Raw genomic sequence first — 25,566 nt, 5'->3', positions numbered from 1 at the left:
CCACCGGCTGAACACCCGCCCACGACAGACCCTGGGATGGAAGACTCCAGCCCAAGCCCTCGACGAGGCGCTGCGTGCAACAACTGGTTGAAACCGCCCCGTCCCGCGTGACCGATCCGTGCACAAAGTCGCGTCGGGCACCCAGCCGGAGACGGTCGATCAGCCGGTTCGTTGCGTCGCGGGCGGACCCGCCGCACTCACCAACCACCGGACGCTCAGGTCGCCGCGCTCGGTTCGGGCGGGGAGGTCGGCCGACGGGCTGGTTGGTGAGTGCGGTACGTCCGCACCCCGAACGCAGCGGTCGCGACTGCGCTTGTGCGGTGGAGTCGCTCGGGCGGGGCGACTCCCCGGGCGGACTACTCGGCGATCTTGTACGTCGGGGTGATGATGGCTCGGGCCAGGGTGTGGAAGGCGAGGTTGAAGCCGACTACGGCGGGGGAGGCGTCGCTGTCGACCTCGAGGGCTTCTACGTCCATCGCGTGGACGACGAAGTAGTAGCGGTGGACCTGGTCGCCGGGGGGCGGGGCTGCGCCGCCGAAGGCCTTGGTGCCGAAGTCGCTGCGGACGTGGAAGGCGCCGTTGTCGAGGCGTTCGGGGGTGCCGGCGCCGGTCGGGAGTTCGGTCACGCCGGCGGGCAGGTTGACCAGGACCCAGTGCCAGAAGCCGGACACGACCGGCGCGTCGGGGTCGTAGCAGGTGACGACGAAGCCCTTGGTCTCCGCCGGGAAACCGGACCAGCTCAGCTGCGGCGACTTGTTGCCGCCGGCGAACGCGTGGTCTTCGGCCAGTTGCTCGCCGTCGGCGACGTCGGTGCTGGTGACGGCGAAGGTACCGGCCTGCGGGAGCAGTTCGTACGGGTCCGGGGCGACGGGACGATCGAGCGACATCTGTGTTCCTCCGGGATCTCGCAAGGTGTGGTGATTCCGACATTACTGTCCACATCACGCTGGTCCGGACCGGGGCACACGTCCAGGGATGCGAAGATCGGACTCGACCCCGCCTGACCGGGCGGGAGGGGTGCGGTGGAGTGGAGGAGTGCGGTGGAGGAGTACCTGGGTCGGATCGAGCCGGCGGATGGTGCGGCGATGCGGGCTGCCGCGGAGCGTCAGTCGCAGCTGACGAAGCCGGCCGGCTCGCTCGGGGTGCTGGAGGAGTTGTCCGTCCGCGTCGCCGGCATGACCGGTAGCTGCCCGCCCGAGGTGCCCGCGCCGGCCGTGGTGACGGTGTTCGCGGCGGATCACGGCGTACACGCACAGGGTGTGTCGCCCTGGCCTCAGGAGGTGACCGCCGCGATGCTGGCGAACTTCGCCGCCGGCGGCGCCGCGGTGAACGCCTTCGCGGCCAACAACCGGGTCGATGTCCGTGTCGTCGACGTCGGCGTAGCGACCCCCGTGGACCAGCTGGACATCATCCACGCCAAGGTCCGGCCTGGTACGCGCGATCTGTCCGTCGAGGAGGCCCTCACCGAGGACGAGGTGCGCGCCGCGATCGCCGTCGGCTTCGACCTCGCGGACCGACTCATCCAGGACGGCTACCGCTGCCTGCTCACCGGCGACATGGGCATCGCGAACACGACCGCAAGTGCCGCCCTGATCGCCACCTTCACCGGCTCGACCGCGGACGTGGTGACCGGACGAGGCACCGGCATCGACGACGCCACGCTGGCTCACAAGACCGCAATCGTTCAGGATGCGCTCGCAAGCCACGACGTACCTGCGACTGAGCCGCTCAAAGCACTTCAGGCGTACGGCGGCCTCGAGCACGCAGCGCTGGCCGGATACCTCCTCGGCGCAGCAGCCAACAAGGTCCCGGTCATCCTCGACGGGGTGATCGCAGGCGCCTCCGCCCTCGTTGCCCAGGCGCTCCACCCCGCAGTGATCGACTACTGCGTCGCCGGGCACCGCTCGGCGGAGCCAGGCCACGCGATCGCACTGAAGACGCTCGGCCTCCAGCCGCTGGTCGACCTGGACCTCAGGCTCGGTGAGGGCACCGGCGCGGTGCTCGCGTACCCGATCCTGACCTGCGCGGTCCGCGCGCTCGCCGAGATGGCCACCTTCGAGTCCGCGGGGATCACCTCGTGACGGATCAGTACCTGTCCGGCCTCGTGCTGGAGGGACGACGCGTGGTCGTCGTCGGCGGTGGCGGCGTAGCGCAGCGTCGGCTCCCACGCCTGCTCGAGTCCGGCGCCCGGATCGACCTGATCTCGCCGGCAATCACTCCCACCATCGAGGGACTCCTGTCCAACCCGTCCCTGTCCTGGACCGAGCGCGGCTATCAGTACGGCGACCTGGACGGATCCTGGTACGTCGTCGTGGCCACCGACGACACCGCGGTCAACGACCAGGTGTCCCAGGAAGCCGAGGAACGCCGGATCTTCTGCGTACGGTCCGACGACCGATCCCGAGCAACCGCGTGGACGCCCGCATCGGGCCAGCACGACAACGTGACGATCGGCGTACTCGGCGGTGGCGATCACCGCCGTTCCGCCGCGGTCCGGGACGCCATCCTGGAAGGACTCCGGACCGGAGAGCTGGGCGCACGCGAAGCCGGGAAGCACCCCGGCGTCTACCTGGTTGGCGGGGGACCGGGCGACCCGGACCTGATCACGGTGCGCGGACGGCGGTTGCTGGCCGAGGCGGATGTGGTCGTCGCGGACCGGCTCGCGCCGCAGCAGTTGCTGGACGAACTGCACCCGGACGTCGAGCTGTTCGACGCGGCCAAGCTCCCGCGCGGCCGGGCGGCCCAGCAAGAGGAGATCAACCGGATCCTCGTCGACCGCGGCAAGCAGGGGAAGGTCGTCGTACGCCTGAAGGGCGGCGACCCGTACGTCTTCGGCCGCGGCTTCGAGGAGGCGCTGGCCTGTGCCGAGGCCGGTGTCGCGTGGACGGTCGTGCCGGGGATCACCAGCTCAATCTCGGTGCCTGCGGTGTCCGGCATCCCGGTGACGCATCGTGGGGTGACCCACGAATTCACGGTCGTCTCGGGCCACATCCCGCCGTCGCACCCGGACTCGCTGATCAACTGGGACGCGCTGGCGCAGCTGTCCGGCACGCTCGTACTTCTGATGGCGGTCGAGAACCTGCCCGCCATCACAGAACGTCTGATCGCATCCGGCCGCCCAGCTGACACCCCGGCCGCGGCCATTGCCGATGGCACCCTTCCGGGTCAGCGGATGGTCACCTCCGACCTGGCCGGGATCGCCGCCACGATGGCTGAAGCCGGCGTCGGGGCGCCCGCGATCGTTGTCATCGGCAACGTCGTCGACGTGGCCGCGCAAGCGCGCGGCGACGGCAGCCAGCCTGAGACCGCATGAGCCCACAGGTCCCGCTGGACGATCCGGCCGACCCGCGGCTGGCGGACTATGTCCGGCTGCGGGAGGTGACGCTTCGCCGGTTGCTGGAGGAAGAGCACGGGCTGTTCATCGCCGAGGGCGACAAGGTGATCCGCCGGGCCGCGGACGCCGGGTACGAGCCGCGGTCGTTTCTGCTCGCACCTCGCTGGCTGGACTCGCTGGCCGACGTCCTCGCGCAGTGGCCGGACGTCCCCGTGTACGTCGTCTCGGAGGAACTGGCCGAGCAGGTCACCGGCTTCCACGTCCACCGCGGCGCGCTCGCGTCGTACCGCCGCCGGCCACGCGTTCCACTCCAACAGCTTCTCAACAACCAACTCAGACGGATCGCGATCTTCGACGACATCGTGGATCACACGAACGTCGGCGCCGGCTTCCGCGCGGCCGCGGCGATGGGCGTCGAGCTCGTGCTGGTGACCCCGACCTGCGCCGATCCGCTGTACCGCCGTTCGATCAAAGTGTCGATGGGCACGGTCTTCCAGGTGCCGTGGACCCGGCTGGAATCCTGGCCCGGCGACCTCGCCCAACTGCAGGACCGCGGCTTCGTCGCGGCCGCGTTCGCACTGACCGACGACTCGATCACGCTCGATGACCTGGTTGCCCGGAACGACGAACGGCTCGCGCTGATCTTCGGTACCGAAGGCCACGGCCTCAAGCCGCACGTGCTCGAAAAGGCAGATCTGGCCGTACGCATCCCGATGGCAGGCGGCGTCGACTCGCTGAACGTGGCAAGCTCAGCAGCGGTCGCTTTCTATGCCACGCGACCCATGCCTTAGGGGGAGCCATGCGTACGACGGAACGCCTGGTACTGCGTCCGTTCCGCGAAGAGGACCTGGAGCCGTGGGCCGCGCTCAACATGGACCCCGAGGTGCTGACCTACCTCGGCGGACCGCTGAGCCGGGACGAGTGTGACCGGATCGCGTCCGCGGTCAACGAGCGGTACGCCTCCGACGGATACGGGTTCCTCGCGGTCGAACGACGTTCCGACGGCGCGTTCCTCGGGGCATGCGGTCTCACCCGGGAGCAGTGGTATCCGGACGATCTCGAGATCGGCTGGCGACTGGCCCGTGAGTACTGGGGTCACGGCTACGCGACGGAAGCCGCGGCCTCCTGGCTGGAGCACGGCTTCACCACGCTGGACCTGCCGCGGATCATCGCCGTCACCGACACTCCGAACGAGCGCAGCATCGCCGTCATGCGCCGGCTCGGCATGACCTTCGACCACGAGGTGGAGCTCGAGGACGACGGCGTACCGTTTCGTGCCACTGTCTACACGATGACCGCGGAGGCTTGGCAGGCATGCCGAAAGTAGTACTCGTCACGGGAATGCAGGCCGCGGGGAAGTCCACCATCGCGCCGCTGCTGGCCGAGCGGCTCGGGCCGCCGGCGGCGACGCTGGACGGGGACGTCTTCTACGACGCAGTCGTCGCGGGCGCCGAGGTGATGACGCCGGACCCGTCGGCCGAGGCCGTCCGCCAGTTGGAGCTGCGGTACGAGGCCTCTGCGCTTGTGGCGCAGCACTACGCCGACGCCGGGTTCGACTTCGTCTGCAGCGACATCATCTTGGGTGAGCACGTCGAGAAGTGGTTCGCCGGGTTGCGTGGCGTGGAGACGTACCTGGTCGTGCTGTACCCGTCGGTGGAGTCGATCGTCGAGCGGGAGATCGGGCGAGGAGGCAACAACTCCTACCGCGACTGGCAGGAACCGGGCGGCACGCTCGCGGACGCGGTCCGTGCCCTGCAGAAGGATCTGGACGCGATGCCGCGCCGGGGTCTGTGGCTCGACTCCAGTGACCAGACCCCGGAGCAGTCGGTCGACGCGATCCTCGCGGATCTCCCGAAGGCCCGCTGGTAGACCTCAGGTGGCCTGGGATTCCTGGTGGTGGTCGTCGTGCTCGATCATCGGGGAGACCGGCCAGTCCGACGGGTAGTCCGGCGCGAGCTCCTCGGCCTCGCCGAACAGGCGCTTGCGGTACTTGCGGGACAGCCGGTCGCCGAAGACCGTGCCTTGGGTGTGGTCGGTCTCGTGCTGCAGGCAGCGGGCCAGCAGGCCGTCGCCCTCGAAGCTGACCGGCTCACCGTGCTGGTCGACGCCGGTGACGCGGGCGAAGTCCGGGCGAGCACATTTGGTGAAGGCACCCGGCAGCGAGAGGCAGCCTTCCTCGCCCTCGTCCAGTGTGCGGTCCTTGCCCTCGGGGACCTCGACCACCGGGTTGCAGATGACGCCCTGGACGTGGTTGCCGTCCTTGTCCGGGCAGTCGAACACGAACAGCTGCAGGTCCACGCCGACCTGGTTCGCGGCCAGGCCGACGCCGTCGGCCGCTCGCATCGTGGCGACCATGTCGGCGACCAGCGTCTGCAGGTCGTCACCGAAGTCGGTCACAGGCTGGTTGACCCGGTGCATGACGTCCTCGCCCCACCGGGTGATGGGCCGCACCGAACCGTTCGCAGGCAACGTAGACATGCGGGAAATCCTAGCTGCCGGCTCCGGCGCAGGTGGCCGAGGATCCGGCCACCCGCACCGGCAGGGACTACTTCGCGTTCAGCTCGTCCCGCCAGGCGACCCACTCGCGCAGCAGACCCAGGTCGTAGTCCGGGCCGGAGGACGAGATGGTGAACAGGCGCGTGCCGACGTCCAGCAGGGACTTGCCGATCTGCTCGGGCGACTTGTCGCCGACGGCGGCCGAGCGCTCGATCTCGCCCGGGTCGCGGCCGATCGTCTTGCAGTGCTCGTCCAGTACGGCGTGCTTGTGCGCGAGCGTCTCGGCGTCACCGAAGCCGTGCCAGATGTTGGCGTGCTTCGCGACCAGCTTCAGCGTCTTCTTCTCGCCGCCGCCACCGATCAGCACCGGGATGTCCCGGGTCGGCAGTGGGTTCAGCTTGGCCCAGCGCTGCTCGATCCGCGGCAGCGCCTCGCCGAGCGCGTCGAGCCGGCCGCCCGCCGTACCGAACTCGTAGCCGTACTCGTCGTAGTCCTTCTCGAACCATCCCGAGCCAATGCCGAAGATCAGCCGGCCGTCGCTGATGTGGTCGACCGTGCGGGCCATGTCGGCGAGCAGGTCGGGGTTGCGGTAGGAGTTGCAGGTGACCAGGGCGCCGAACTGGATCCGCTCGGTCGCCTCGGCCCAGGCGGCCAGCATGGTCCAGCACTCGAAGTGCAGACCCTCCGGCTCACCCGACAGCGGGTAGAAGTGGTCCCAGTTGAACGCCACGTCGACGCCGATCTCCTCCGCCGCCGCGACCGTCCGCCGGATGTCGGCGTACTGCGCGTGCTGCGGCTGGACCTGGACGCCGATCCGTACCGGGAAGGCGGCGTACGGACGGTCGATGGACTCGGAATCTGTCATGGTGGTGATCCTATCCGCGTTGCGGAGGGCCCTCCGGATCGGGCCGGAGAATGGACCACGAAGGGGGTACGGCGGCATGCCGGACGAGGACGCGGTGGACGAGTTCGCGCGGCTGTTCAAGCGGTTCCTGGAGCGGATGCAGCTGAGCGGCCCGATCGGCCGGGAGAGCCTGCGGGACCGGTTGCGCGCCCATCTGGGCATCGATCCCGAGCAGGTACCGGTGGTGACGGCGAGCTTCGCGTCGTACGACCTGCCGAACGTGCAGCGTGCGGTCGAGGCGTGGTTCGACGAGTTCGAGGTACTCGGGCTGGCCGGGTCGAACCGTGGGCACCACACGCTCGGCGAGCTGCTCGAGATGGCCGAGTACGACCGGTTCGGCATCGGCGCGGTCGACTACCAGCGGCTGCAGATCGACGTCGACGAGGAGATGGACTGCGTCGCGTTCGGGTTCTACCTCGGCGTCCAGGGCTCCGATCGGTACGTCGCTCTGTTGCGCGCGGCGAACCCGCAGTACGGGCGGATGTCGGTGGCCCTGGAGGTGCTTTCGGTCGAGAAGGAGGCGGGCGATCGCTTCCTCGGGGCACTGCCTGACCTGATCCGCGAGCACAACGTGTTCCGCGGCAAGGTGATCTCGTTCGAAGGACACGACTTCGGGCACGGGGTCGGTCCGTTCCGGTTGCATCCGCGGCCGGGAGTCGCTCGTACGGACGTCGTACTGCCGGACGGCGTGCTGGAGCGGGTCGAGCGTGAGGTGATCGGCATCGCGGAGCATCGGGAGACGCTCCTGTCGGCCGGTCAACATCTGCGTCGTGGGGTGTTGCTCTACGGACCGCCGGGGACGGGGAAGACGCACACCGTGCGGTATCTGCTGTCGCGGCTGCCCGAGTTCACCGTCGTACTGCTGGCGGGGACCAGCATCCAGTACATCTCGGAGGCGTGTGCGCTGGCGCGACTGCTACAGCCGGCGCTCGTCGTACTCGAGGACTGCGACCTGGTGGCGGAGGCTCGCGACTATGCGCGGGGGATGGAGAACCCGCTGCTGTTCCAGGTCCTCAACGAGATGGACGGGCTGGCCGAGGATGCCGATGTCGCCTTCCTGCTGACCACGAACCGCGCCGATCTGCTCGAGCCGGCGCTGATGCAGCGTCCTGGCCGCGTCGATCTGGCCGTCGAGGTGCCGCTGCCCGACGCCGAGGGACGGACCCGGCTGCTGAGCCTGTACGGCCCGAACCTGCAGCCCACCGCGGACGTCATCGACGAGGTGATCAGTCAGACCGACGGCACCACGGCCTCTTTCATGAAGGAACTGGTACGCCGTACCGTCCTGCTGGCCGCCGAGTCCGGCGCATCGCCCGACTCGAGCCACCTGCGGGTTGCCGTCGACGAGCTTCTGTCGTCCCGGGACGCGCTCACTCGCCGGCTTCTCGGAGCGACCAATGGCGACGTTCCGGACTACTCACCCGGAGAGCCGGCTCGCCCCGGCCTCTACCCAGGTTGATTACTTGAAGTACGTCGCCAGGCAACCGAGCATGTGGGCCACACCGGTCCGGACCTCGTTCTCGTGATCGGGTGCCAGCCCGGTGCTGCGGTAGTCGAGGCGTGTGCGTCCCTCACCGGACTCCGTCAGGTCGATCGTGACCTGTTCGGGGTCGTCGACGTACAGGACGACCTGTCGCGGCAGGTCCACCGAGCCGAAGCGGATGGTGAACGGCACCTCGTCCGAGCCGTCGGTGCTGACGAAGACGGCCGAGATCAGACCCCCGGGGCGGGCGTCGATGGTGACCCGGTCGGCGGGAGTGGTGAACCCGTCGGCGACGAACCACGCTGCGAACGGCTCGGGTTCGGTGAACGCTCGCGCCACCTCGGCAGGCGGTGCGTCGACGGTCTGGGTGAGCGTGAACATGAGCGGGACCTCCTGGCTGGATCGACCTGACACCAGCACTGTGCCCGAGCAGTCTTACGGTTTCCTTCCGGTCGGTATCCGGTCCGCGTACGCCGCCGCCCAGTCACCGAGTGCGCGGATCGGAACGAGCAGGTCCTCACCGGGCTTGGTGAGCGAGTACTCGACCCGTGGCGGTGCCTCGGCGTACCGGCGGCGCTGGACGAGGCCGTAGTGTTCCAGGCGGCGCAGCGTCTCGGTCAGGACCTTCTGGCTGATGCCGCCGATTTGCTCCCGGAGCTCGCCGGGACGGGCGGGACCGTGGGACAGCGCGTACAGGACGACCATCGGCCAGCGTCCGCTGAGCAGATCCGCGGCGACGCGTGCCTGGCAGTCGGCGAAGAACGTCACGACCCCATTGTGCCTCGCTCGTTGCGCACCGGAAGGTGTGCAACGAAACGTCTAGCGTCGGCGGCATGCGAATAGGAACACTGGGCAACGGACTGATGGCCGCGGCACTGGCCGGGCAGTGGGTCGGCGAACACGAGGTGATGATCGGCGGCCGCGACAGCCGCCGCGCGAGCGAGCTGGCGGCACGCATCGGCGCCCGGGCCGGAACTTTGCAGGAGGCAACGACATTCGGTGACGTCCTGTTGCTGGCACTGCCTGCGGAGGTTGCTGTGGACGCGGTCCGAGGGCTCGACATCCCGCCGGGCCGGATCCTGATCGACTGCACGAACGCGATCAACCAGCAGGACTTCACGCTCGCAGAACCAGCCATGGCCGAGCGCATCGCCCGAGCCGTCCCACACGCCCACGTCGTCAAGGCTTTCAACCTCGCAGCAGACTCCGTCTGGAAACACCCGGACGGCCTCGGCGTGCCTGTCTGCGGCGACGATCCAACCGCCCTCGCGAAAGTCGGCCAACTGGTCCGATCGCTGGGCAGTGAACCTGTGCAAGCAGGTGGACTCGCCCGCGCGAAGTTGCTGGAGGCAACTGCTGCGTTGGTCATCGGCATCTGGGTGACCGGCGTCGACGTACGCCGGATGTTCCCGCCGCTGGAAGCCGCGTTCGGGTCAGTCCGCCCGGGACAGCCGGAGGCTCCAGACCGGGAAGAGGAGATAGGTGCCGGCCCAGCCGAAGCCGCCGAGGTAGGTCCAGGCAGGGGCCGTGTCGGCGTCGTCGAGGCCCATGAAAATGCCGGGTGCGCTGACGAAGCCGAGCAGCATCACGGCTCCGGCGATCAGGCCGCCTCGGCGCAGGCGCCGTGACAACGGGTCGTCGGCGGGGCCGCGGTTGACGGCGATGAGCCAGATCCCGATCACGGCGAAGCCGGCGCTCGACACCAGACCCGACAGGAACCAGCCGGTGGCGTCGGTCAGGATCAGGATCGAACCAACGAGGGCGATCGCGGCTCCGAGGGTGGCTATCCCTACGAGAACGCTCTGAGTGCGAGCGTCGGAGTACTGCCAGAGCCAGGCCAGACCTGCGCTGAGTACGGCGAAAAGCCCGTTGGCCGCATCGTTGATGGCACCGAACGGCCCACCGGCGGCGGAGTACACGATCAGGCACAGGCACGAGCCGAGGCCGACGATCCCATGGACCACCGCCAGCCCGCTCAGTCTTCCGTCGCGACCGATCACCATCGGTCCCCCCGGCGTGTGAGTTCGGACCAACAGGGTGTCCCGCGGGCGGTCTGCCTGGCAACTAGGAGGTGTGATCCGCGAAGAGTTGGTTGAGCTCGGCCTGGGGGATCTGGTCGGCGGCGAAGGCGATGGTGCCTTGCGTGGCGAGCTCTTCGGCGCTGCGGCGGATGAAACCGAGAGCGGCGCGGGCGATGCTGCCGCCGAGGCTGATCCGGGTGACGCCGGCGTCCTGCAGATCGCTGACGGTCAGGGTCGACGTACCCAGGCCGATCACGACGTTGAGTGGACCGTCGATCTCGCGCACCAGCGTGCGGATCGTTTCGAGGTCGTTGACGCCCGGCACGTAGAGGCAGTCGGCGCCGGCTGCCCGGAAACGGTTGGCGCGATCGATCGAGTCGCTCAACGACGTCGGGGTACGTATCAGCTGGCCGTCGGTGCGCGCGGTGAGCACGAAGTCCGCGCCCGCCGCCTCCCGGGCCGCGACGATGCGCTCCACCGCGAGCTCGACGTCGTACAGCTCGTGTCCGTCGAAGTCCTCGATGTTCCCGCCGGCCAGCCCGATCTCCCGGGCCAGCGTGATCGTCTCGGCGACCTTCTCCGGCTCAGCGCCGTACCCGTCCTCGAGATCCCCGTTCACCGGTACAGCGCTCGCCGCGGCGATCTCCTGCATCCGCGTGAACATGGCGTCCCGCGACACAGCGGGCGCGCCGTCGGGCAGCGTGTGATCGCCCTTCGCCATCGAGAACGCGATCCCGGCACTCGTCGTCGCGATCGCCGGGAAGCCGGCCTCGGTCAGCAGCACCGCACTACCGGCGTCCCAGGCGTTCGGCATCACGAAGCGGCCGGCGTGCAGCTCGTGGAACGTCGTCATGACCCCGGGAGCTCCTGCGCGGCGGCCTCGTCGACGAGCCACAGCGTGCGGTCCAGGCCCTTCGGCTGCGCGGCAGGTACGTCGCCGCCGCTCAGCGCCTGTCCGACCGCGTGAGCCTTGTCCTCACCCGACACCACGAACCACACCTCGCGCGCCCGATCGAGCGCCGGGAGCGTCAGCGAGACGCGGGTCGGCGGTGGCTTGGGGGAGTCGTGGACGGCAACGGCCGCGACGTCGGTGACCTTCAGCTGGGCGAATCCGGGGAAGAGCGACGCCACATGCCCATCCGGCCCGACGCCCAGCATCAGTACGTCGAACGTCGGTACGCCGTCCTGATCGCCGGAACCCATCGCGGCCTTCAACTCGGCGGCGTAGGCAGTCGCCGCGGCCTCCGCACCCTGGCCGGAGTCGGCCGGAATGGGGTGGACCCGGGCCGGATCCACGTCCACGTGCGAGAGCAGGGCCTCGCGATTCTGGGTCTCGTTGCGCTCCGGGTCACCGTCCGGCAGGAACCGCTCGTCGCCCCACCAGAACTCGACCCGCCGCCAGTCGATCGCGTGCCGGGCGGGGGACTCGGCGACCGCGCGGTACACGACCGCTGCGACCCGACCGCCGGTCAGCACGACCTGAGCAACCTTGCCGGTGCTCTGGACATCGACAAGGCGGGTGATGAACCGCGCCGCGACGGCATGGGCCAGCCCCTCCGCGTCGCGGTTCACCAGGACGGACACGGCGCTCATGAGCGCCCCGCCACCCTCTTGCCCGTGCCCTTCTTCGCGGCAGTCTTCCTGGCCGGCGACTTCTTCGCAGCAACAGTCTTCTTGGCCGCAGTTGCTTTCTTAGCAGCGCCCGACGTACCAGCAGACTTCTTGGCGAAGGACTTCTTCGCCGCCGTCTCCTGCACCGGAGTGCTCGCCACTGTCGCCTTCTTCGCAGCGGCAGAAGCCCGTTCCGCCGCCGTCTTCCGCTGAGTCGCGCCGACCTTCTTGACGTCCTCCGGCATCGACTCCCGCTCGACCAGGCACGCGAGTGTCTGCGCGTACACGTCGTCCGGGTCGAGCCGGCGCAGTTCCTCGCTCAGCAACTCGGACGTCGTACGGCGCTTCAACGCGACCGGGCGGTCCGGCTGGCCCGGAATACTGAACGTCGCCACCGCACCATCCGGACGGGTCAGCGCGATCGGTCCAGCCGGCGTGAACATGCGCACCGCGGTAACGCCCGGTCCGCGCGAGTTCTTCTGCTCCACCGGGACACCGAGCCGGCACTGGAGCCAGGCGGCCATCAGATCAGCACTCGGGTTGCCCTTCGCGGACACGACCTCGGCCGCGCTCACCTTGGTCGGGTACTGATCCAGGGCAGCCGCCATCAGCGCACGCCAAGGCGTCAGCCGGGACCACGCGAAGTCGGTGTCGCCCGGCTCGTACCCCTCGGCCCGCGCCGAGAAGTCGACCGACGCACGTCGCGTCGCGGCCGCATCGGTGACGCGGCGACGGCCCAGCTTGCCCAGCGGGTCGTCGGCGGGCACCTTCGGCCCGCCGCCCGGCCACCAGACGATGACGGGCGAGTCCGGCAGCAGCAGCGGGGTGATCACGGACTCTGGCACCTTGGCCAGCTCACCGTGCAGCCGCAGCAGCACCGCCTCGCCGGGAATGCCTTCACCCACACGCACTTCGGCATCGAGCCCGGGCGCACCCCGGCCGGGCCGCAGGATCGCGACCAGCACCCGGGACGGGTGCTCGCGACCGGCCTCGTTCGCGGCCTTCATCGCGTCGTGGTGGGACGCCTCGTCGACGACCACCACGATCGTTCCGACCATGCCCATGGCCGGCGAGCCCGCGTTCCGGCGGGCCCGGAGCAGTGCCGACGCGATCTCGCTCGACGTCGTACCGGTGAGGTCGATGATCATGGCCGCCTCCAGGCGCGTCCGTCGCGGGCGAGCATCTCGTGCGCGGAGGCCGGGCCCCAGTCGCCGGACGCGTACTGCTCGGGCTTGCCGTGCTCGGCCCAGTAGTTGATCACCGGGTCGAGGATCTTCCAGCTCAGCTCGACCTCGGTGTGCTGCGGGAACAGCGGGGGATCGCCGAGCAGTACGTCGAGGATGAGCCGCTCGTACGCCTCGGGCGAGGACTCGGTGAACGAACCGCCGTACTGGAAGTCCATGTTCACGTCGCGGATCTCCATCATCGTGCCGGGCACCTTGGCGCCGAAGCGCATCGTGATGCCCTCGTCCGGCTGGATCCGCAGGACCAGCGCGTTCTGGCCCAGCTCCTCGGTCTCGGTCTTGGTGAACGGCAGGTGCGGTGCGCGCTTGAACATCACCGCAACCTCGGTCACCCGGCGGCCGAGCCGCTTGCCGGTGCGCAGGTAGAACGGGACGCCGGCCCACCGGCGGGTGTCGACGTCGACCCGGAGTGCCGCGAAGGTCTCCGTCGCCGACGACGCCGGGATGCCGTCTTCCTGCAGGTAGCCCTTCACCTTGACGCCGCCGGCCCAGCCGGCCGCGTACTGACCGCGGGCGGTGTGCAGGTCGAGGCGCTCGGGCAGCTTCACCGCGGCGAGAACCTTCTTCTTCTCCTGCCGCAGTGACCACGCGTCGAAGCTCACCGGCTCCTCCATCGCGACCAGCGCGAGCAGTTGGAGCAGGTGGTTCTGGATCACGTCCCGGGCCGCACCGATGCCGTCGTAGTACCCGGCCCGGCCGCCGATGCCGATGTCCTCGGCCATGGTGATCTGGACGTGGTCGACGTAGTGGCTGTTCCAGACCGGCTCGAACATCGAGTTGGCGAACCGCAGCGCCAGCATGTTCTGGACGGTCTCCTTGCCCAGGTAGTGGTCGATCCGGAACACCGCCTCGGGCGGGAACACCGACTCGACCACCTGGTTCAGCTCACGGGCGCTCTTCAGGTCGTGGCCGAACGGCTTCTCGATCACCACCCGCCGCCACGAGCCTGGCGTCTCCCTGGTCAGCCCGTGCTCGGACAGCTGCTGCACGACCTGCGGGAACAGGCCGGGCGGGATGGACAGGTAGAACGCGTGGTTGCCGCCGGTACCGCGGTTCACGTCGAGCTCGTCCACGGTCTCCCGCAGCCGCTCGAACGCTGCGTCGTCGGTCAGGTCACCCGGCACGAACCGGAACCCCTCGGCCAGCTGCTGCCAGACCTCCTCGCGGAACGGCGTCCGGGCGTGCTCCTTGACCGAGTCGTGCACGATCTGCGCGAAGTCCTGGTTGGTGTAATCGCGACGGGCGAACCCGACCAGGGCGAAACCGGGCGGCAGCAGCCCCCGGTTCGCCAGGTCGTAGACCGCCGGCATCAGCTTCTTGCGGGCCAGGTCACCGGTGACACCGAAGATCACCAGGCTGCACGGCCCGGCGATCCGGGGGAGCCGCCGATCCTGCGGATCCCGCAGCGGGTTCACCGGACCGGTCGACTCTTCGTCGAGCTGAGCGGTCATCAGCCGCTTCCCTCCGAGTTGTGGTTTCCGAACAGGGCTAGTTTCCGAAGAGGGCACGGAACTGTTGTACGCCGCTCGCCGGGTCGGTCAGGTGGAGCCGCAGGACCGGACGGCCGCGCTCGGCGAGCACGTTCGCATCACCGGCCGCCTGGGCCGAGATCAGCGTGCCGAAGGTGAACGGCCGGTCGGGGATCTCCACGTCCGTCGGGTGCGCGCCGGTGATCTGCAGGAACACGCCCTCCGGGTGGCCGCCCTTGTGGTACTGGCCGGTGGAGTGCAGGAACCGCGGACCCCAGCCGAAGGTCACCGGACGACCCGTGCGGGTCGCCAATGCCGGGCGTACGGAAACCAGATCGGCGTCGCGCTCGGAGTCGAGGTAGGCCATGACGGCCAGGTACCCCTTCTCGTCGAGCTTGCCCAGCAGCGCGTCGACCGCGCCCTGCAGCGAGTCCACGCCGTCCAGCAGCCCCTCGGAGCCACGGACCTCGACGGAACCTTCGGTAAAGGCCGCCGCCTCCGGCTCCGGCTGTGCGTCGAGCAGCCCGCGGGCGGCCTTCTTCGCGCTCTCCACGTCCGGCTGGTCGAACGGGTTGATCCCGAGCAGGTAGCCGGCCACCGCCGTGGCCACCTCCCACAGCAGGAACTGACCGCCGAGCGAGCCCGACGTCAGCGCCGTCGGCACGCCGCTCGTGGCCTTCTCGGCCAGCAACGCGTTGGTGAGGTCGGCTGCCTCGCTCCGCAGCTCGGGAGCCCCGACCTCGACCGCGACCGGCAGTACGCCGGTGCCGTTCTTGCCGGTGCTCTCGGCGATCAACTGCTCCGCCCAGTCCGGGAAGCCGACGATGTCCGAGCCCTCGGCCGTGATGATCGCCTTGTCCCGGCCAGCGCTGGCCGCGAGTACGGCGGCCAGCCACAGAGCCGGGTTGTCGGTCGAGTCCGCCTGCAGCTCCGGAGCGGCCTCGGCCGCCTGGTCCAGCAGCTCGGCGATGTCCGCGCCGGCCAGACCGGACGGGACGAGCCCGAAGGCGGTCAGCGCGCTGTAGCGGCCGCCGATGTTCGGGTCGGCGAGGAACGTCTTGCGGTAGCCCTCGTCGGCCGACAGCTTCTCGAACGGCGAACCCGGGTCGGTCACCACGACGACCCGCGACGCGGCGTCGATGCCCGCGTCGGTGAACGCCTTGACGAACGTGCGCCGGTGGCTGTCGGTCTCGACCGTGCCACCGGACTTGCTGGACACCACGATGACCGTCTTCGACAGGTCGCCGGCCAGCGCCCGCGCGACCACGCTCGGGTCGGTCGAGTCCAGTACGACGAGCTCCACGCCGGCGGTCCGGGTGATCACCTCGGGTGCCAGCGACGAACCGCCCATGCCGGACAGCACGACCCGGTCCAGACCCTCGGACCGGAAGTCCGCCTGCAGGGCCTCGATCTCGGCCAGGAGCGGCCGCGAGGTCTCGTGCAGGTCGACCCAGCCGAGCCGGATCGAGGCCTCGGACTCCGCCTCAGGCCCCCAGATCGTCGCGTCCTTCGCCGCGATCCGGGACGCGATCTTCTCCGACACCAGCCGGTCGACGACCTCGGACCAGTCGCCGTTGTGCGTGCTCACCTTGGGTGCGGTCACTTGGGCGGCACCCTTCAGGGCCGCGGTGACGGTGTCCTGCAGCTCCGACCAGGACGCGTCGAACTTGGCCACGCCCTCGTCCTCGAGCACCTGGACGACCTCGTCGTACGAGATGCCGAGCCGCTCCAGGTCCGCGATCACCTTGCGGGCGGCGTCGTACTGGCCGCGAACCGTGTCGCCGCTGAACTGGCTGTGCTCCTCGACCGCCTTGATGGTTGCCTCAGGCATCGTGTTGACCACGCCCCGGGTGACCAGGTTGTCGACATACATGGTGGGGGAGTACGACGGGTCCTTGGTGCCGGTGGACGCCCACAGCGGGCGCTGCGGCTTGGCGCCGGCGGTCTCGATCTCGCGCCAGCGGTCGGTGTCGAAGATCTCCTCGTACGCCTCGAACGCGAGCCGGGCGTTGGCGATCGCGGCCTTGCCCTTGAGTGCCTTGGCCTGGTCGGTGCCGATCGCGTCGAGGCGCTTGTCCACCTCGGTGTCGACCCGGCTGACGAAGAACGACGCGACGCTGGCCATCTTGGTCACGTCGTGGCCGTTCTCGATCGCCTGCTCCATCCCGGACAGGAACGCGTCCGCGACCGCCTTGTAGCGGTCCAGGGAGAAGATCAGCGTCACGTTCACGCTGATGCCGGCGGCCAGCGTCGCGGTGATCGCGGGCAGGCCCTCCTTGGTGGCCGGGATCTTCACGAACACGTTCTCCCGGCCGACGGCCTCCCACAGCTCCTTGGCCTGCCGGTTCGTCTTCTCGGTGTCGCGGGCCAGGCTCGGCTCCACCTCGATCGAGACCCGGCCGTCCTGGCCCTCGGTGTCGTCGTACACCGGCTTGAACAGGTCCGCGGCGTCCCGGACGTCGTCGGAGGTGATGACCCGGATCGCCTCGTCGGTGGACACGCCCTCGGCGGCCAGCCGGGAGATCTTCTCGGCGTACGCGTCGGCGTCGGAGATCGCCTTGGCGAAGATGGTCGGGTTCGTCGTCACACCGACGACATGCTTGTCCTGGATCAGCTCGGCCAGGCTTCCGCTGGTCAGCCGCTCCCGGGAGAGGTCGTCGAGCCAGATGGACACACCCGCGTCGGCGAGTGCTTTCAAGCGATCGTTCATGTCCGGAGCCTTCCGAATGTTCTGTTGTGTGGGTGTCAGTTGGCGTCGGCGGGTCCGACCGGGCCGGCCGCGGCTCGCTTGGGCGGCACACCCGGGCCGCTGATCTGCGCGGCCGCGGCGATGCTGTCCTTGGCAGCCTGGACGACGGCGCCGGCGGTGATGCCGAACTCGTCGTACAGGGTCTGGTAGGCGGCCGAGGCGCCGTAGTGCTCGAGGCTGACGCTGCGGCCGGCGTCGCCGACGATGTCGTGCCAGCTCTGCGCGATGCCCGCCTCGACCGAGACCCGGGCCCGGACGCCGGCCGGGATCACGGACTCGCGGTACGCGTCGTCCTGCTCGTCGAACCACTCGCGGGAGACCATCGAGACGACGCGCGCCTTGACGCCCTCGCCGGCCAGCGTCTCGCGGGCCTCGACGGCCAGCTGCAGCTCCGAGCCGGTGGCGATCAGGACGACGTCCGGCGTGCCGTCGGTGTCGAGCAGCGTGTAGCCGCCCTTCTTGACGTTCTCGGTGGTGGCGAAGCCGTCGGTGCCGCGCGGGAACGTCGGCACGTTCTGCCGGGTCAGCGCCAGGCCGGCCGGGCGGTCGGTGTGCTCCAGGATCGCGGCCCACGCGGCCGCGGTCTCGTTCGCGTCACCCGGACGTACGACGTCCAGGCCCGGGATCGCCCGCAGTGCCGACAGATGCTCGACCGGCTGGTGGGTCGGGCCGTCCTCGCCGAGACCGATGGAGTCGTGCGTCCACACGTAGGTGACCGGCAGCTTCATCAGCGCGGCCAGCCGGACCGCCGGGCGCATGTAGTCGCTGAAGACGAGGAACGTGCCGCCGTACGGGCGGGTCAGGCCGTGCAGGGTGATGCCGTTCAGCACCGAGCCCATGGCGTGCTCGCGGATGCCGAAGTGCAGGACGCGGCCGTACTCGTCGCCCTGGAACTCCTTGGTGGAGTACTCCGGCGGGATGAAGGACGGCTGGCCCTTCGGGGTGGTGTTGTTCGAGCCGGCCAGGTCGGCCGAACCACCCCAGAGCTCGGGCAGCTCCGGCGACAGCTTGGTCAGCACCTCACCGGAGGCGGCGCGGGTGGCCACGCCCTTGGCGTCGGCCTCCCAGCTCGGCAGCGCGTCCTTCCAGCCGGCCGGCAGCTCACGCTTCGACAGCCGGTCCAGCAGCGCCGCGCGCTCCGGGTTCGCCGACCGCCAGGCGTCGTACCTGACGTCCCAGTCGTCCTGCAGGGCCTTGCCGCGGTCGAGCGCCTGGCGGGTGTGCGCGATCACGTCGTCGGCGACCTGGAAGCTCTGCTCCGGGTCCCAGCCCAGCACCTTCTTGGTCGCGGCCACCTCGTCGGCGCCGAGGGCGGAGCCGTGGATCTTGCCGGTGTTCTGTTTGTTCGGGGCCGGCCAGCCGATGATCGTGTGCAGCCGGATGAAGCTCGGCTTGTCGGTGACCGCCTCGGCCGCCTGGATGGCGTCGTACAGGGCCTGGACGTCCTCCTCGTAGCCCGTGCCGCCGTTGGTCCAGTCGACGTCCTGGGTGTGCCAGCCGTACGCCGCGTAGCGGGCCGCCACGTCCTCGGAGAACGCGATGTCGGTGTCGTCCTCGATCGAGATCTTGTTGGCGTCGTAGATCACCGTCAGGTTGCCGAGCTTCTGGTGACCGGCCAGCGAGGACGCCTCACCCGAGACGCCTTCCTCCAGGTCGCCGTCCGACGCGATCACGTAGATGTGGTGGTCGAACAGACCCTCGCCCTTGGGAGCGTCCGGGTCGAGCAGGCCGCGCTCGCGGCGGGCCGCCATCGCCATCCCGACCGCGTTGCCGACGCCCTGGCCGAGCGGGCCGGTGGTCGTCTCGACACCCTTGGTGTGCGCGTACTCCGGGTGGCCCGGCGTCTTGCTGCCCCAGGTCCGCAGCGACTTCAGGTCGTCCAGTTCGAGGCCGAAGCCGGCCAGGTAGAGCTGGATGTACAGGGTGAGGCTGGAGTGGCCGGCCGACAGCACGAACCGGTCCCGGCCGGCCCAGTGCGCGTCGGCCGGGTTGTGCCGCATCACCTTCTGGAACAGCAGGTACGCCGCCGGCGCCAGGCTCATCGCCGTACCGGGATGGCCGTTGCCGACCTTCTCCACCGCGTCCATCGCGAGCACCCGTACGGTGTCGACCGCGCGCTGGTCGAGGTCGGTCCATTCAAGCTTCGGGCTGGTCTTCTCAGTCACGCCGGCGGCGCTCCTCTCGATGGCTGCGAACACACGTCTGGTCAGCGTCGAGTGGGATCGCCGCAGGCCTACCGGCCGGTCGCGATCACGCCCCCGCGCGTCACCGTGAGCGAGCCTACTCGCATGGGCGTCCGACACCTTCCACTCATCGGCAACTTGGTTGGTGGCCTCCTTGTTCCCGCCCTGTTCCCGGCGTCTGCGACATCACACCCGGAGCCATTCCACGCGGTCCAGGTCACATCCGGATGAACACCGCCGCACACTTGTTCGTCGGACTCAGCCGGGGGGTGAACGAACCCTCCTACGGGGCGTCGTAGACTGTCGAACCGTCAGCGCCGGGCCTCCGGCGTCAACCCACTCAGTTCGAGGTGTTCGTGACGGCCGTCGACCCGCGTCCAGCCGCGACGACGTCGTATCCGACGCCGCAGCCGGACGGTACTGCTGTTCTCAGTCCGTCGGTGCGCGACGTGGTGAAGGCGTACGTCGGTCTGACCAAGCCACGCATCATCGAGCTGCTGCTGATCACCACAGTGCCGGTGATGTTCCTGGCCGCCGGGGGAGTGCCCGGCCTCGAGGTCGTCGCCGCCACCCTGGTCGGCGGCATCCTGGCGGCCGGCAGCGCGAACACGATCAACTGCGTGCTCGACCGGGACATCGACGAGCAGATGCGCCGGACCCGCCGCCGCCCGTTGCCCCGGCACGCGGTCAGCCCGCGGTCGGCGACGATCTTCGGCATCGTGCTCGGCATCCTGGCCACGATCGAGCTCGGCCTGCTGGTGAACTGGCTGTCGGCGGGGCTGGCCCTGGCCGCGAACGCGTTCTACGTCTTCGGCTACACGATGGTGCTGAAGCGCCGGACCGTGCAGAACATCGTCTGGGGCGGGATCGCGGGCTGCTTCCCGACCCTGATCGGCTGGACCGCGGTCACCAACGAGCTGGCCTGGACCCCGGTCGTGCTGTTCGGAGTGGTGTTCTTCTGGACGCCGCCGCACACCTGGTCGCTGGCGATGCGCTACCGCGAGGACTACGCATCGGTCGACGTGCCGATGCTGCCCGTGGTCGCCACTCCGGTCGCCACGGCCCGGCAGATCATGGCGTACTCCGTGGTCATGGTGATCACGTCGATCGCGCTGTGGCCGGTCGCGGGCACCGGTTTCGTCTACCCGCTGGCCGCGATCGTGCTCGGATTCCTGTTCCTCCGCGAGGCTCGCGCATTGTTGCTCCGGGCCCACACCGGCGCCGACGGAGCCGCGCTGCGGCCGATGCGGCTCTTCCACTTCTCGAATATCTACCTGGCCCTGCTGTTCATTGCCGCGGCCATCGATCCGCTCCTGCACTGAGCGTCGCCCCGCGGGCGCGGGGAGTTCTCCGGTTGACCTAATCGTGATCCGATGTTGCGATGTGGGGGTCTGCGGAGGGGGAATCCGCACCTGGGGAGACGTGACTTCAGGGGGTTCGCAGTGGGGGTACGAACACGCATTGCCGCGGTCGCGGCGCTCGCCTTGGCCGGTTCTGTACTGGTGGCCGGAACGGCCGACGCCGGCGGGCATTCCAGTAGTTTGAAGCCGGTGGCAACGGGTCTGGACGGCCCGCGCGGGGTTTCGACGTTCGGCACGAAGGTCATCTACAGCGTCACGGACGGTTCGGTCTACGCGACCGACGGCAAGAAGACCCGCAAGCTCGGCCAGGTCCCGGGCGGATTCCCGCCCGCGATCGACACCAGTTCCCGGGGTACGACGTACGCGCTGACCGGCGCGGGTGGAGAACCTGGTCAGCCCATCCCGCCAGGCGGCGCGACCCTGTACCGGCTGCGGCCGGGTAGGTCGCCGGTGGTGGTCGCCGACATCGCGAAGTACCAGGCCACCGATCCGGATCCGTACAACCAGGCCGACCCGCCGACGGAGTCGAACCCGTTCGGTGTCGCGGCGCTGAAGGACGGAACGGTGCTGGTAGCGGATGCCGCCGGCAACGACCTGCTCCGGGTCTGGCCGAACGGCAAGATCAAGACCGTCGCGCGGTTGAAGCCGCGCACGGTGAAGGTACCGGCCGGACTCGGGCCGGATGCACCACCGGCCGGGACGCCGTTCGTGGCCGAGGCTGTCGCCACGTCGGTGACGGTGGGCTCGGACGGTTACTGGTACGTCGGTGAGCTCCGTGGCTTCCCGGCGACTCCGGGGACGTCGCAGATCTGGCGGATCAAGCCGGGCGCGGTGGGCGCGGTGTGCGATCCGGCCAGGCCGTACAAGGGCAAGTGCCAGCGGTACGCCGACGGTTACACGTCGATCGTCGACCTGGCCGGTGGCCCGCGGGGCACGCTGGCCGTCGTCCAACTGGCCAGGGACAGCTGGCTGAAGTTCGAGATGGGCGGCTCGACCATCGGGTCGCTGTACCTGCAGTACCCGGGCAGGCACCACAAGGCCGGATTCAAGAGGGAACTGGTCCGCGGTCAGCTCAACCTGCCGGGCGGCGCCGCGTTCAGCAAGTGGGGCGACCTGTACGTCGCGGGCCCGATCTTCGGCCCTGGCGCGGTCTACAAGGTCCGCCACTGACAGACAGTCGGTAGCACTACTCCTTCCGGTGGGACCCCTGGGTCCCACCGGAAGTTGTCTGTGCCAGAACCTAAGCTGCTCGGCATCCGTCAGTGAGTGGGAGGCAGAGCATGGTGAAGGCAGCGGTCATCGGTGCGAGCGGCTACATCGGTACTGCGGTCGCCGAGCGCTTGACGGGCGCCCGCCATGAGGTCGTTGCGGTGTCTCGGCGCGGGAACGTCGCTAACTACACGACCGTTCCGGGCGACCTCACCCGCCCCGAGACGCTGCGCTCGGCGCTCGCCGCCACCGGACCGGATGTCGTCGTACACGCCGGCAATCCCACCGGTGACGTGGAGGTCGACCTGGCCTCCACCGCCGCGCTCCTGGACCAGGGCGCGCCGGTCATCTACATCAGCGGTATCTGGTGGTTGGGCGCGGTGGGCGAGTCGCCGTTCACCGAGGATCCACCGGACGGCGACACGCCACGTGCACAGCTCGAACGGGCCGTGCTCGCCGCGGCCGACCGGGTCCGCACCGTCGTGGTCCGGCCCGGCGTCGTCTACGGCCGTGGTGGTGGCATCCCCGCTGAGATGGTCGGATGGGCCGGCAAGTACGGCGTCGGCCGCTACGTGGGCGACCCCGGAACCCGGTGGCCGACGGTGCAGGTCGACGACCTCGCCGACCTGGTTCTGCTGGCGATCGAACACGCTCGGTCAGGTGCTGTTCTGCATGGGGTGGGCGAGGAAGCGGTCGAGGTCAGCGCGATCGCGGCCGCTGCGGACGTGGCGGCCGGCGGGATCGGACGGGCCGAGGCCTGGCCGGTCGCGTCCGCGGCCCAGGAACTGGGTGAGCAGTACGCCCGCTGGCTGGCGCTGGACCAGGCGTTCAGCAGTACGCGGACTCGGGCCGAGCTCGACTGGCGGCCGAGCCGCCCGACGATCGTCGAGGACCTCACCACCGGTTCTTACAACAAGCGATGAGCGCTCGCCCTACGTTGCCGGCGTACCGCGTTCGCCGTAGACCGCTGTTACGAGCGCGATCAGTAGGCCGGCGAAGAACATGTGCACCAGCACCAGGCCCCACGGGAGGCCGGTGAAGTACTGCGTGAAGCCGACGGCACCCTGCAGCAGTTCCATGGCGAGCAGCCAGGCCGCCAGCTTCCGCAACGTGCGTGACGTCGCGGTCACCCGGGTCGCGATCACCAGCGCGATCGTGATCCCGAGCAGCCCGAAAACGAAGTCCGCGTGCAGCTGACTGATCAGCTCCTCATCGAAGCCGTTCCGTCCGGTGTCCGGATCGCCCGAGTGCGGGCCGGCGCCGGTCACCAAGGTGCCGAGAGCAACGGTCAGCCAGACCGCCACCACACAGGCGGTCGCGAGCGCGCGGACCACCGGGGGAGTGTGTGGGTAGGGGCTGGTCCGGGACCGCCGCATCATCGACACGGTCAGCGTGATGATGATCGGCGAGACCAGGAAGTGCGCCGACACGATCCACGGGTTCAGCCCGGTCAGCACGCTGATGCCGCCGATCACGGCCTGCAGCGGTACGCCGAGCGCGGCCGCGGTCGCGAGGCGGCGCAGGTCCCGGCGGATCGGGCGGTACCGCATCACCACGAGCCAGGTGCAGATCGCGATGACCGCGACCACGAAGCCGAGCATCCGGTTGCCGAACTCGATCGCGCCGTGGATGCCGAGCGCGGCGTGCGGCACATACGACTCGTCGGTGCACTGCGGCCAGGTCGGGCAGCCGAGGCCCGAGCCGGTCAGCCGGACCAGTCCGCCGGTCACCACGATGCCGATGTTCGCCACCACCGACGCCCAGCCCCAGCGCCGGACGACATCCAGGCTCGGCTCGGGCACCAGGCGCCAGAAGGCGTTGACTGGTTCGGTCTCTTGCGGCGGGGTCTCCGTGCTCATCACCGGCACACTCTAGAGAAAGGTCTGCTCAGTCCCAGCGGAAGGTCCTGGACACCAGGTATCCGAGCACCCCGGCCCACAGGGCGAGAGACAGTGCGGCGGCCCACGGGATCACACCCTCGACGGTCGAGTTCGCCAGCCCGTTGGCCAGCGCGGCGCTCGGCAGCAGCCGGACGACACCCTGCATGCCGGCCGGGTACTCGTCGACCGGTGTCATCACCGCACCGCCGACCAGCAACAGCAGATAGAGCAGGTTGGCCGCGGCCAGGGTGGCCTCGGCCCGGAGTACGCCGGCCATCAGCAATCCGAGGGACGCGAAGGCCGCCGTACCGCACAGAACCATCAGGATCACCCCGAAGACGGCGTCGAAGCCGCCGGCCGGGTCCCACCCGAGGGCGAAGCCGGTCCCGATCAGGACGGCGAGCTGGATCGCCTGCACGACCAGGACCGCGCCGATCTTCCCGGCGAGCAGTCCGGTCCGGGACAGGGGAGAGGCGCCGAGCCGCTTGATCACGCCGTACCGACGCTCGAAGCCGGTCGCGATCGCGAGCGAGGTGAAGGACGAGGACAGTACGGCGAGCGCCAGCACCCGCGGTACGGCGTCGTCGATCGCCCGCCCGTCGCCGAGCGGCAACCGGTCGCCGAGTCCGGTGCCACCCAGAAGCAGGAGGATTCCGAGCGGGATGACGAGGGCCAGCAGCAGTTGCTCGCCGTTGCGGATCAGGAGCCGGAACTCCATCCGTGAATGCGCCAGCACCTTCCGCGGCCAGGGAGCGCTGCCCGGCTGGGGCGCATAGGTGGTCATGAGTGCTCCCGCTTGGGTGGTGCGGTCAGTTCGAGGAAGACGTCCTCGAGCGACTTCGTGTGGTGCTGGGTCAACTCGTCCGGGGTGCCGGAGGCGATCACCTTGCCGGCGGACACCACGTGGATCTGGTCCGACAACTGCTCGGCCTCGTCCATCGCGTGCGTGGTGAGTACGACGGTCACGCCGTCGTCGCGCAGATCGCGGATCAGCTGCCAGATCTCCCGCCGGCCGTGCGGGTCGAGCCCGGTTGTCGGCTCGTCCAGGAACGCGATCTCCGGCCGCCCGACGATCGCCAGCGCGAACGACAGCCGCTGCTTCTGCCCGCCGGACAGCCGCCGGTACGGCGTCCTGCCACAGCTACCCAGGTCGAGGCGATCGACCAGGGCCGGGATCTCCAGCGGATGCGAGTGCAACGTGGCGACGTACTTCAGCATCTCGACCGCGCGGACGCCGGACCAGGCGCCGCCCTCCTGCAGCATCACGCCGATCCGTGGCATCAGATCGTCGTGATCCGCGATCGGGTCCAGCCCGAGCACCCGGACCCGGCCGGACTCCGGCCGCCGGAACCCCTCACAGCTCTCCACGGTCGTGGTCTTGCCGGCGCCGTTGGGGCCGAGCACGGACGTCACCGTGCCGACGGTTACGGTGAGACTGAGACCGTCGACCGCGGCCTTCTCGCCGTACCGCACGACGAGGTTGTCGATCTCCACCGCGACTGGCACGGATGAAGTCTAGAACCGGGCTGCCGGGCCTTCGGCCCGGGTGGGGAGCGGAGCCCCGACGGCGTGACCCTGGTCACGATCGGCCCCCGAGCCCCGCGTGAGCGCGGGAGCCGGTT

Annotated in this window: 24 protein-coding genes and 1 pseudogene; 10 read left to right on the top strand and 15 right to left on the bottom strand. The window is 69.5% G+C overall.

Annotated elements, in window-relative coordinates:
- Window positions 1–356 precede the first annotated feature (356 nt).
- Window positions 357–887, bottom strand: coding sequence for a YbhB/YbcL family Raf kinase inhibitor-like protein (locus tag E0H73_RS42695; RefSeq protein WP_131366538.1), 531 nt, complete (start codon window positions 885–887; stop codon window positions 357–359).
- 153 nt (window positions 888–1,040) lie between these two features.
- Between E0H73_RS42695 and cobT the strand changes: the two genes are divergently transcribed.
- Genes cobT through E0H73_RS42670 form a run of 5 tightly spaced genes read left to right on the top strand, consistent with a single transcriptional unit; the run spans window position 1,041 to window position 5,203 of the window.
- Window positions 1,041–2,081 (top strand): nicotinate-nucleotide--dimethylbenzimidazole phosphoribosyltransferase, encoded by a 1,041-nt coding sequence (gene cobT / locus E0H73_RS42690; RefSeq protein ID WP_131366536.1) that lies wholly within the window; start codon window positions 1,041–1,043, stop codon window positions 2,079–2,081.
- Window positions 2,078–3,313, top strand: a complete 1,236-nt coding sequence (gene cobA, locus E0H73_RS42685; RefSeq protein ID WP_131366534.1) for a uroporphyrinogen-III C-methyltransferase — start codon at window positions 2,078–2,080, stop codon at window positions 3,311–3,313. The genes cobT and cobA overlap by 4 nt, the downstream gene beginning before the upstream one ends.
- Entirely contained in the window at window positions 3,310–4,125 is an 816-nt protein-coding gene (locus E0H73_RS42680; RefSeq protein ID WP_131366533.1) for a TrmH family RNA methyltransferase, read from the top strand. Before cobA ends, E0H73_RS42680 begins: the two co-directional genes overlap by 4 nt.
- 8 nt (window positions 4,126–4,133) lie before the next feature.
- Complete coding sequence (locus tag E0H73_RS42675; RefSeq protein WP_131366531.1) at window positions 4,134–4,661, top strand: GNAT family N-acetyltransferase; 528 nt, start codon at window positions 4,134–4,136, stop codon at window positions 4,659–4,661.
- Complete coding sequence (locus tag E0H73_RS42670) at window positions 4,649–5,203, top strand: phosphotransferase-like protein (RefSeq protein ID WP_131366529.1); 555 nt, start codon at window positions 4,649–4,651, stop codon at window positions 5,201–5,203. The genes E0H73_RS42675 and E0H73_RS42670 overlap by 13 nt, the downstream gene beginning before the upstream one ends.
- A gap of 3 nt (window positions 5,204–5,206) precedes the next feature.
- On the opposite strand, the gene def is transcribed toward E0H73_RS42670, so the two are convergent.
- Entirely contained in the window at window positions 5,207–5,812 is a 606-nt protein-coding gene (gene def, locus E0H73_RS42665; RefSeq protein WP_131366527.1) for a peptide deformylase, read from the bottom strand.
- A 67-nt stretch (window positions 5,813–5,879) separates the two neighbouring features.
- Window positions 5,880–6,695 carry an LLM class F420-dependent oxidoreductase gene (locus E0H73_RS42660; RefSeq protein WP_131366525.1) on the bottom strand — a complete coding sequence of 272 codons (816 nt, stop codon included), beginning with the start codon at window positions 6,693–6,695 and terminating at the stop codon, window positions 5,880–5,882.
- Window positions 6,696–6,771: 76 nt separating this feature from the next.
- On the opposite strand from E0H73_RS42660, the gene E0H73_RS42655 reads away from it, so the two are divergent.
- Window positions 6,772–8,193, top strand: a complete 1,422-nt coding sequence (locus E0H73_RS42655) for an AAA family ATPase (protein WP_131366523.1) — start codon at window positions 6,772–6,774, stop codon at window positions 8,191–8,193.
- Here E0H73_RS42655 and E0H73_RS42650 read toward each other — a convergent pair whose 3' ends face one another.
- Window positions 8,194–8,598: an SRPBCC family protein gene (locus E0H73_RS42650; RefSeq protein ID WP_131366521.1), complete on the bottom strand. Its 405-nt coding sequence runs from the start codon at window positions 8,596–8,598 to the stop codon at window positions 8,194–8,196.
- Window positions 8,599–8,652: 54 nt separating this feature from the next.
- Window positions 8,653–8,985: a winged helix-turn-helix transcriptional regulator gene (locus E0H73_RS42645; RefSeq protein WP_131366519.1), complete on the bottom strand. Its 333-nt coding sequence runs from the start codon at window positions 8,983–8,985 to the stop codon at window positions 8,653–8,655.
- A 65-nt stretch (window positions 8,986–9,050) separates the two neighbouring features.
- On the opposite strand from E0H73_RS42645, the pseudogene E0H73_RS47715 reads away from it, so the two are divergent.
- Window positions 9,051–9,254: pseudogene (locus tag E0H73_RS47715) on the top strand (NAD(P)-binding domain-containing protein); the annotation flags it as partial.
- Window positions 9,255–9,650: 396 nt separating this feature from the next.
- On the opposite strand, the gene E0H73_RS47710 reads toward E0H73_RS47715, so the two are convergent.
- The 7 genes from E0H73_RS47710 to tkt form a co-directional block, all read right to left on the bottom strand.
- The gene (locus tag E0H73_RS47710) at window positions 9,651–10,220 is read right to left on the bottom strand and encodes a hypothetical protein (protein WP_238164635.1); all 570 of its coding nucleotides are present in this window, start codon (window positions 10,218–10,220) and stop codon (window positions 9,651–9,653) included.
- 61 nt (window positions 10,221–10,281) lie between these two features.
- Window positions 10,282–11,091 carry an isocitrate lyase/PEP mutase family protein gene (locus E0H73_RS42635; protein ID WP_131366515.1) on the bottom strand — a complete coding sequence of 270 codons (810 nt, stop codon included), beginning with the start codon at window positions 11,089–11,091 and terminating at the stop codon, window positions 10,282–10,284.
- Window positions 11,088–11,831, bottom strand: coding sequence for a 6-phosphogluconolactonase (gene pgl, locus E0H73_RS42630; protein WP_131366513.1), 744 nt, complete (start codon window positions 11,829–11,831; stop codon window positions 11,088–11,090). The genes E0H73_RS42635 and pgl overlap by 4 nt, the downstream gene beginning before the upstream one ends.
- Window positions 11,828–12,997 carry a glucose-6-phosphate dehydrogenase assembly protein OpcA gene (locus tag E0H73_RS42625; protein ID WP_131366511.1) on the bottom strand — a complete coding sequence of 390 codons (1,170 nt, stop codon included), beginning with the start codon at window positions 12,995–12,997 and terminating at the stop codon, window positions 11,828–11,830. The genes pgl and E0H73_RS42625 overlap by 4 nt, the downstream gene beginning before the upstream one ends.
- Entirely contained in the window at window positions 12,994–14,544 is a 1,551-nt protein-coding gene (zwf, locus tag E0H73_RS42620) for a glucose-6-phosphate dehydrogenase (protein ID WP_131366509.1), read from the bottom strand. Before zwf ends, E0H73_RS42625 begins: the two co-directional genes overlap by 4 nt.
- Before the next feature lie 37 nt (window positions 14,545–14,581).
- A complete protein-coding gene (locus E0H73_RS42615) occupies window positions 14,582–17,272 on the bottom strand; it encodes a bifunctional transaldolase/phosoglucose isomerase (protein ID WP_131366507.1) in 2,691 nt (896 codons plus the stop codon).
- A gap of 35 nt (window positions 17,273–17,307) precedes the next feature.
- Entirely contained in the window at window positions 17,308–19,476 is a 2,169-nt protein-coding gene (gene tkt / locus E0H73_RS42610) for a transketolase (RefSeq protein WP_131366505.1), read from the bottom strand.
- Window positions 19,477–19,850: 374 nt separating this feature from the next.
- Here tkt and E0H73_RS42605 point away from each other — a divergent pair, with 374 nt between their 5' ends.
- From E0H73_RS42605 to E0H73_RS42595, 3 genes are all read left to right on the top strand, one after another.
- Complete coding sequence (locus tag E0H73_RS42605) at window positions 19,851–20,816, top strand: heme o synthase (protein WP_238164631.1); 966 nt, start codon at window positions 19,851–19,853, stop codon at window positions 20,814–20,816.
- Window positions 20,817–21,044: 228 nt separating this feature from the next.
- Window positions 21,045–22,025: a ScyD/ScyE family protein gene (locus tag E0H73_RS42600; RefSeq protein WP_165556116.1), complete on the top strand. Its 981-nt coding sequence runs from the start codon at window positions 21,045–21,047 to the stop codon at window positions 22,023–22,025.
- A 110-nt stretch (window positions 22,026–22,135) separates the two neighbouring features.
- Window positions 22,136–22,987: an NAD-dependent epimerase/dehydratase family protein gene (locus E0H73_RS42595; RefSeq protein WP_202867868.1), complete on the top strand. Its 852-nt coding sequence runs from the start codon at window positions 22,136–22,138 to the stop codon at window positions 22,985–22,987.
- 9 nt (window positions 22,988–22,996) lie between these two features.
- Here the strand turns inward: E0H73_RS42595 and E0H73_RS42590 are convergent, their stop codons facing one another.
- The 3 genes from E0H73_RS42590 to E0H73_RS42580 are packed head-to-tail and all read right to left on the bottom strand — an operon-like array spanning window position 22,997 to window position 25,450.
- A complete protein-coding gene (locus E0H73_RS42590) occupies window positions 22,997–23,923 on the bottom strand; it encodes a COX15/CtaA family protein (protein ID WP_131366499.1) in 927 nt (308 codons plus the stop codon).
- Window positions 23,924–23,951: 28 nt separating this feature from the next.
- Window positions 23,952–24,728, bottom strand: coding sequence for an ABC transporter permease (locus E0H73_RS42585; RefSeq protein ID WP_131366497.1), 777 nt, complete (start codon window positions 24,726–24,728; stop codon window positions 23,952–23,954).
- Window positions 24,725–25,450 (bottom strand): ABC transporter ATP-binding protein, encoded by a 726-nt coding sequence (locus E0H73_RS42580; RefSeq protein ID WP_337590351.1) that lies wholly within the window; start codon window positions 25,448–25,450, stop codon window positions 24,725–24,727. The genes E0H73_RS42585 and E0H73_RS42580 overlap by 4 nt, the downstream gene beginning before the upstream one ends.
- Window positions 25,451–25,566: the final 116 nt, after the last annotated feature.

Origin of the sequence: Kribbella pittospori (assembly GCF_004331465.1) — a bacterium.
In the GTDB taxonomy this organism is placed as follows: Bacteria; Actinomycetota; Actinomycetes; order Propionibacteriales; family Kribbellaceae; genus Kribbella; species Kribbella pittospori.
The sequence above is the reverse complement of the archived record's forward strand: the minus strand, read 5'-3'. Positions and strand labels throughout refer to the sequence as shown.

Coding starts and splice junctions, on each gene's coding strand:
- E0H73_RS42635 (WP_131366515.1), bottom strand. CDS start 11,091: ATGACGACGTTCCACGAGCTGCACGCCGGCCGCTTCGTGATGCCGAAC.
- E0H73_RS42625 (WP_131366511.1), bottom strand. CDS start 12,997: ATGATCATCGACCTCACCGGTACGACGTCGAGCGAGATCGCGTCGGCA.
- E0H73_RS42615 (WP_131366507.1), bottom strand. CDS start 17,272: ATGAACGATCGCTTGAAAGCACTCGCCGACGCGGGTGTGTCCATCTGG.
- E0H73_RS42675 (WP_131366531.1), top strand. CDS start 4,134: ATGCGTACGACGGAACGCCTGGTACTGCGTCCGTTCCGCGAAGAGGAC.
- def (WP_131366527.1), bottom strand. CDS start 5,812: ATGTCTACGTTGCCTGCGAACGGTTCGGTGCGGCCCATCACCCGGTGG.
- E0H73_RS42595 (WP_202867868.1), top strand. CDS start 22,136: ATGGTGAAGGCAGCGGTCATCGGTGCGAGCGGCTACATCGGTACTGCG.
- E0H73_RS42590 (WP_131366499.1), bottom strand. CDS start 23,923: ATGAGCACGGAGACCCCGCCGCAAGAGACCGAACCAGTCAACGCCTTC.
- E0H73_RS42585 (WP_131366497.1), bottom strand. CDS start 24,728: ATGACCACCTATGCGCCCCAGCCGGGCAGCGCTCCCTGGCCGCGGAAG.
- E0H73_RS42680 (WP_131366533.1), top strand. CDS start 3,310: ATGAGCCCACAGGTCCCGCTGGACGATCCGGCCGACCCGCGGCTGGCG.
- E0H73_RS42660 (WP_131366525.1), bottom strand. CDS start 6,695: ATGACAGATTCCGAGTCCATCGACCGTCCGTACGCCGCCTTCCCGGTA.
- E0H73_RS42695 (WP_131366538.1), bottom strand. CDS start 887: ATGTCGCTCGATCGTCCCGTCGCCCCGGACCCGTACGAACTGCTCCCG.
- E0H73_RS47710 (WP_238164635.1), bottom strand. CDS start 10,220: ATGGTGATCGGTCGCGACGGAAGACTGAGCGGGCTGGCGGTGGTCCAT.
- pgl (WP_131366513.1), bottom strand. CDS start 11,831: ATGAGCGCCGTGTCCGTCCTGGTGAACCGCGACGCGGAGGGGCTGGCC.
- E0H73_RS42655 (WP_131366523.1), top strand. CDS start 6,772: ATGCCGGACGAGGACGCGGTGGACGAGTTCGCGCGGCTGTTCAAGCGG.
- zwf (WP_131366509.1), bottom strand. CDS start 14,544: ATGACCGCTCAGCTCGACGAAGAGTCGACCGGTCCGGTGAACCCGCTG.
- E0H73_RS42670 (WP_131366529.1), top strand. CDS start 4,649: ATGCCGAAAGTAGTACTCGTCACGGGAATGCAGGCCGCGGGGAAGTCC.
- E0H73_RS42650 (WP_131366521.1), bottom strand. CDS start 8,598: ATGTTCACGCTCACCCAGACCGTCGACGCACCGCCTGCCGAGGTGGCG.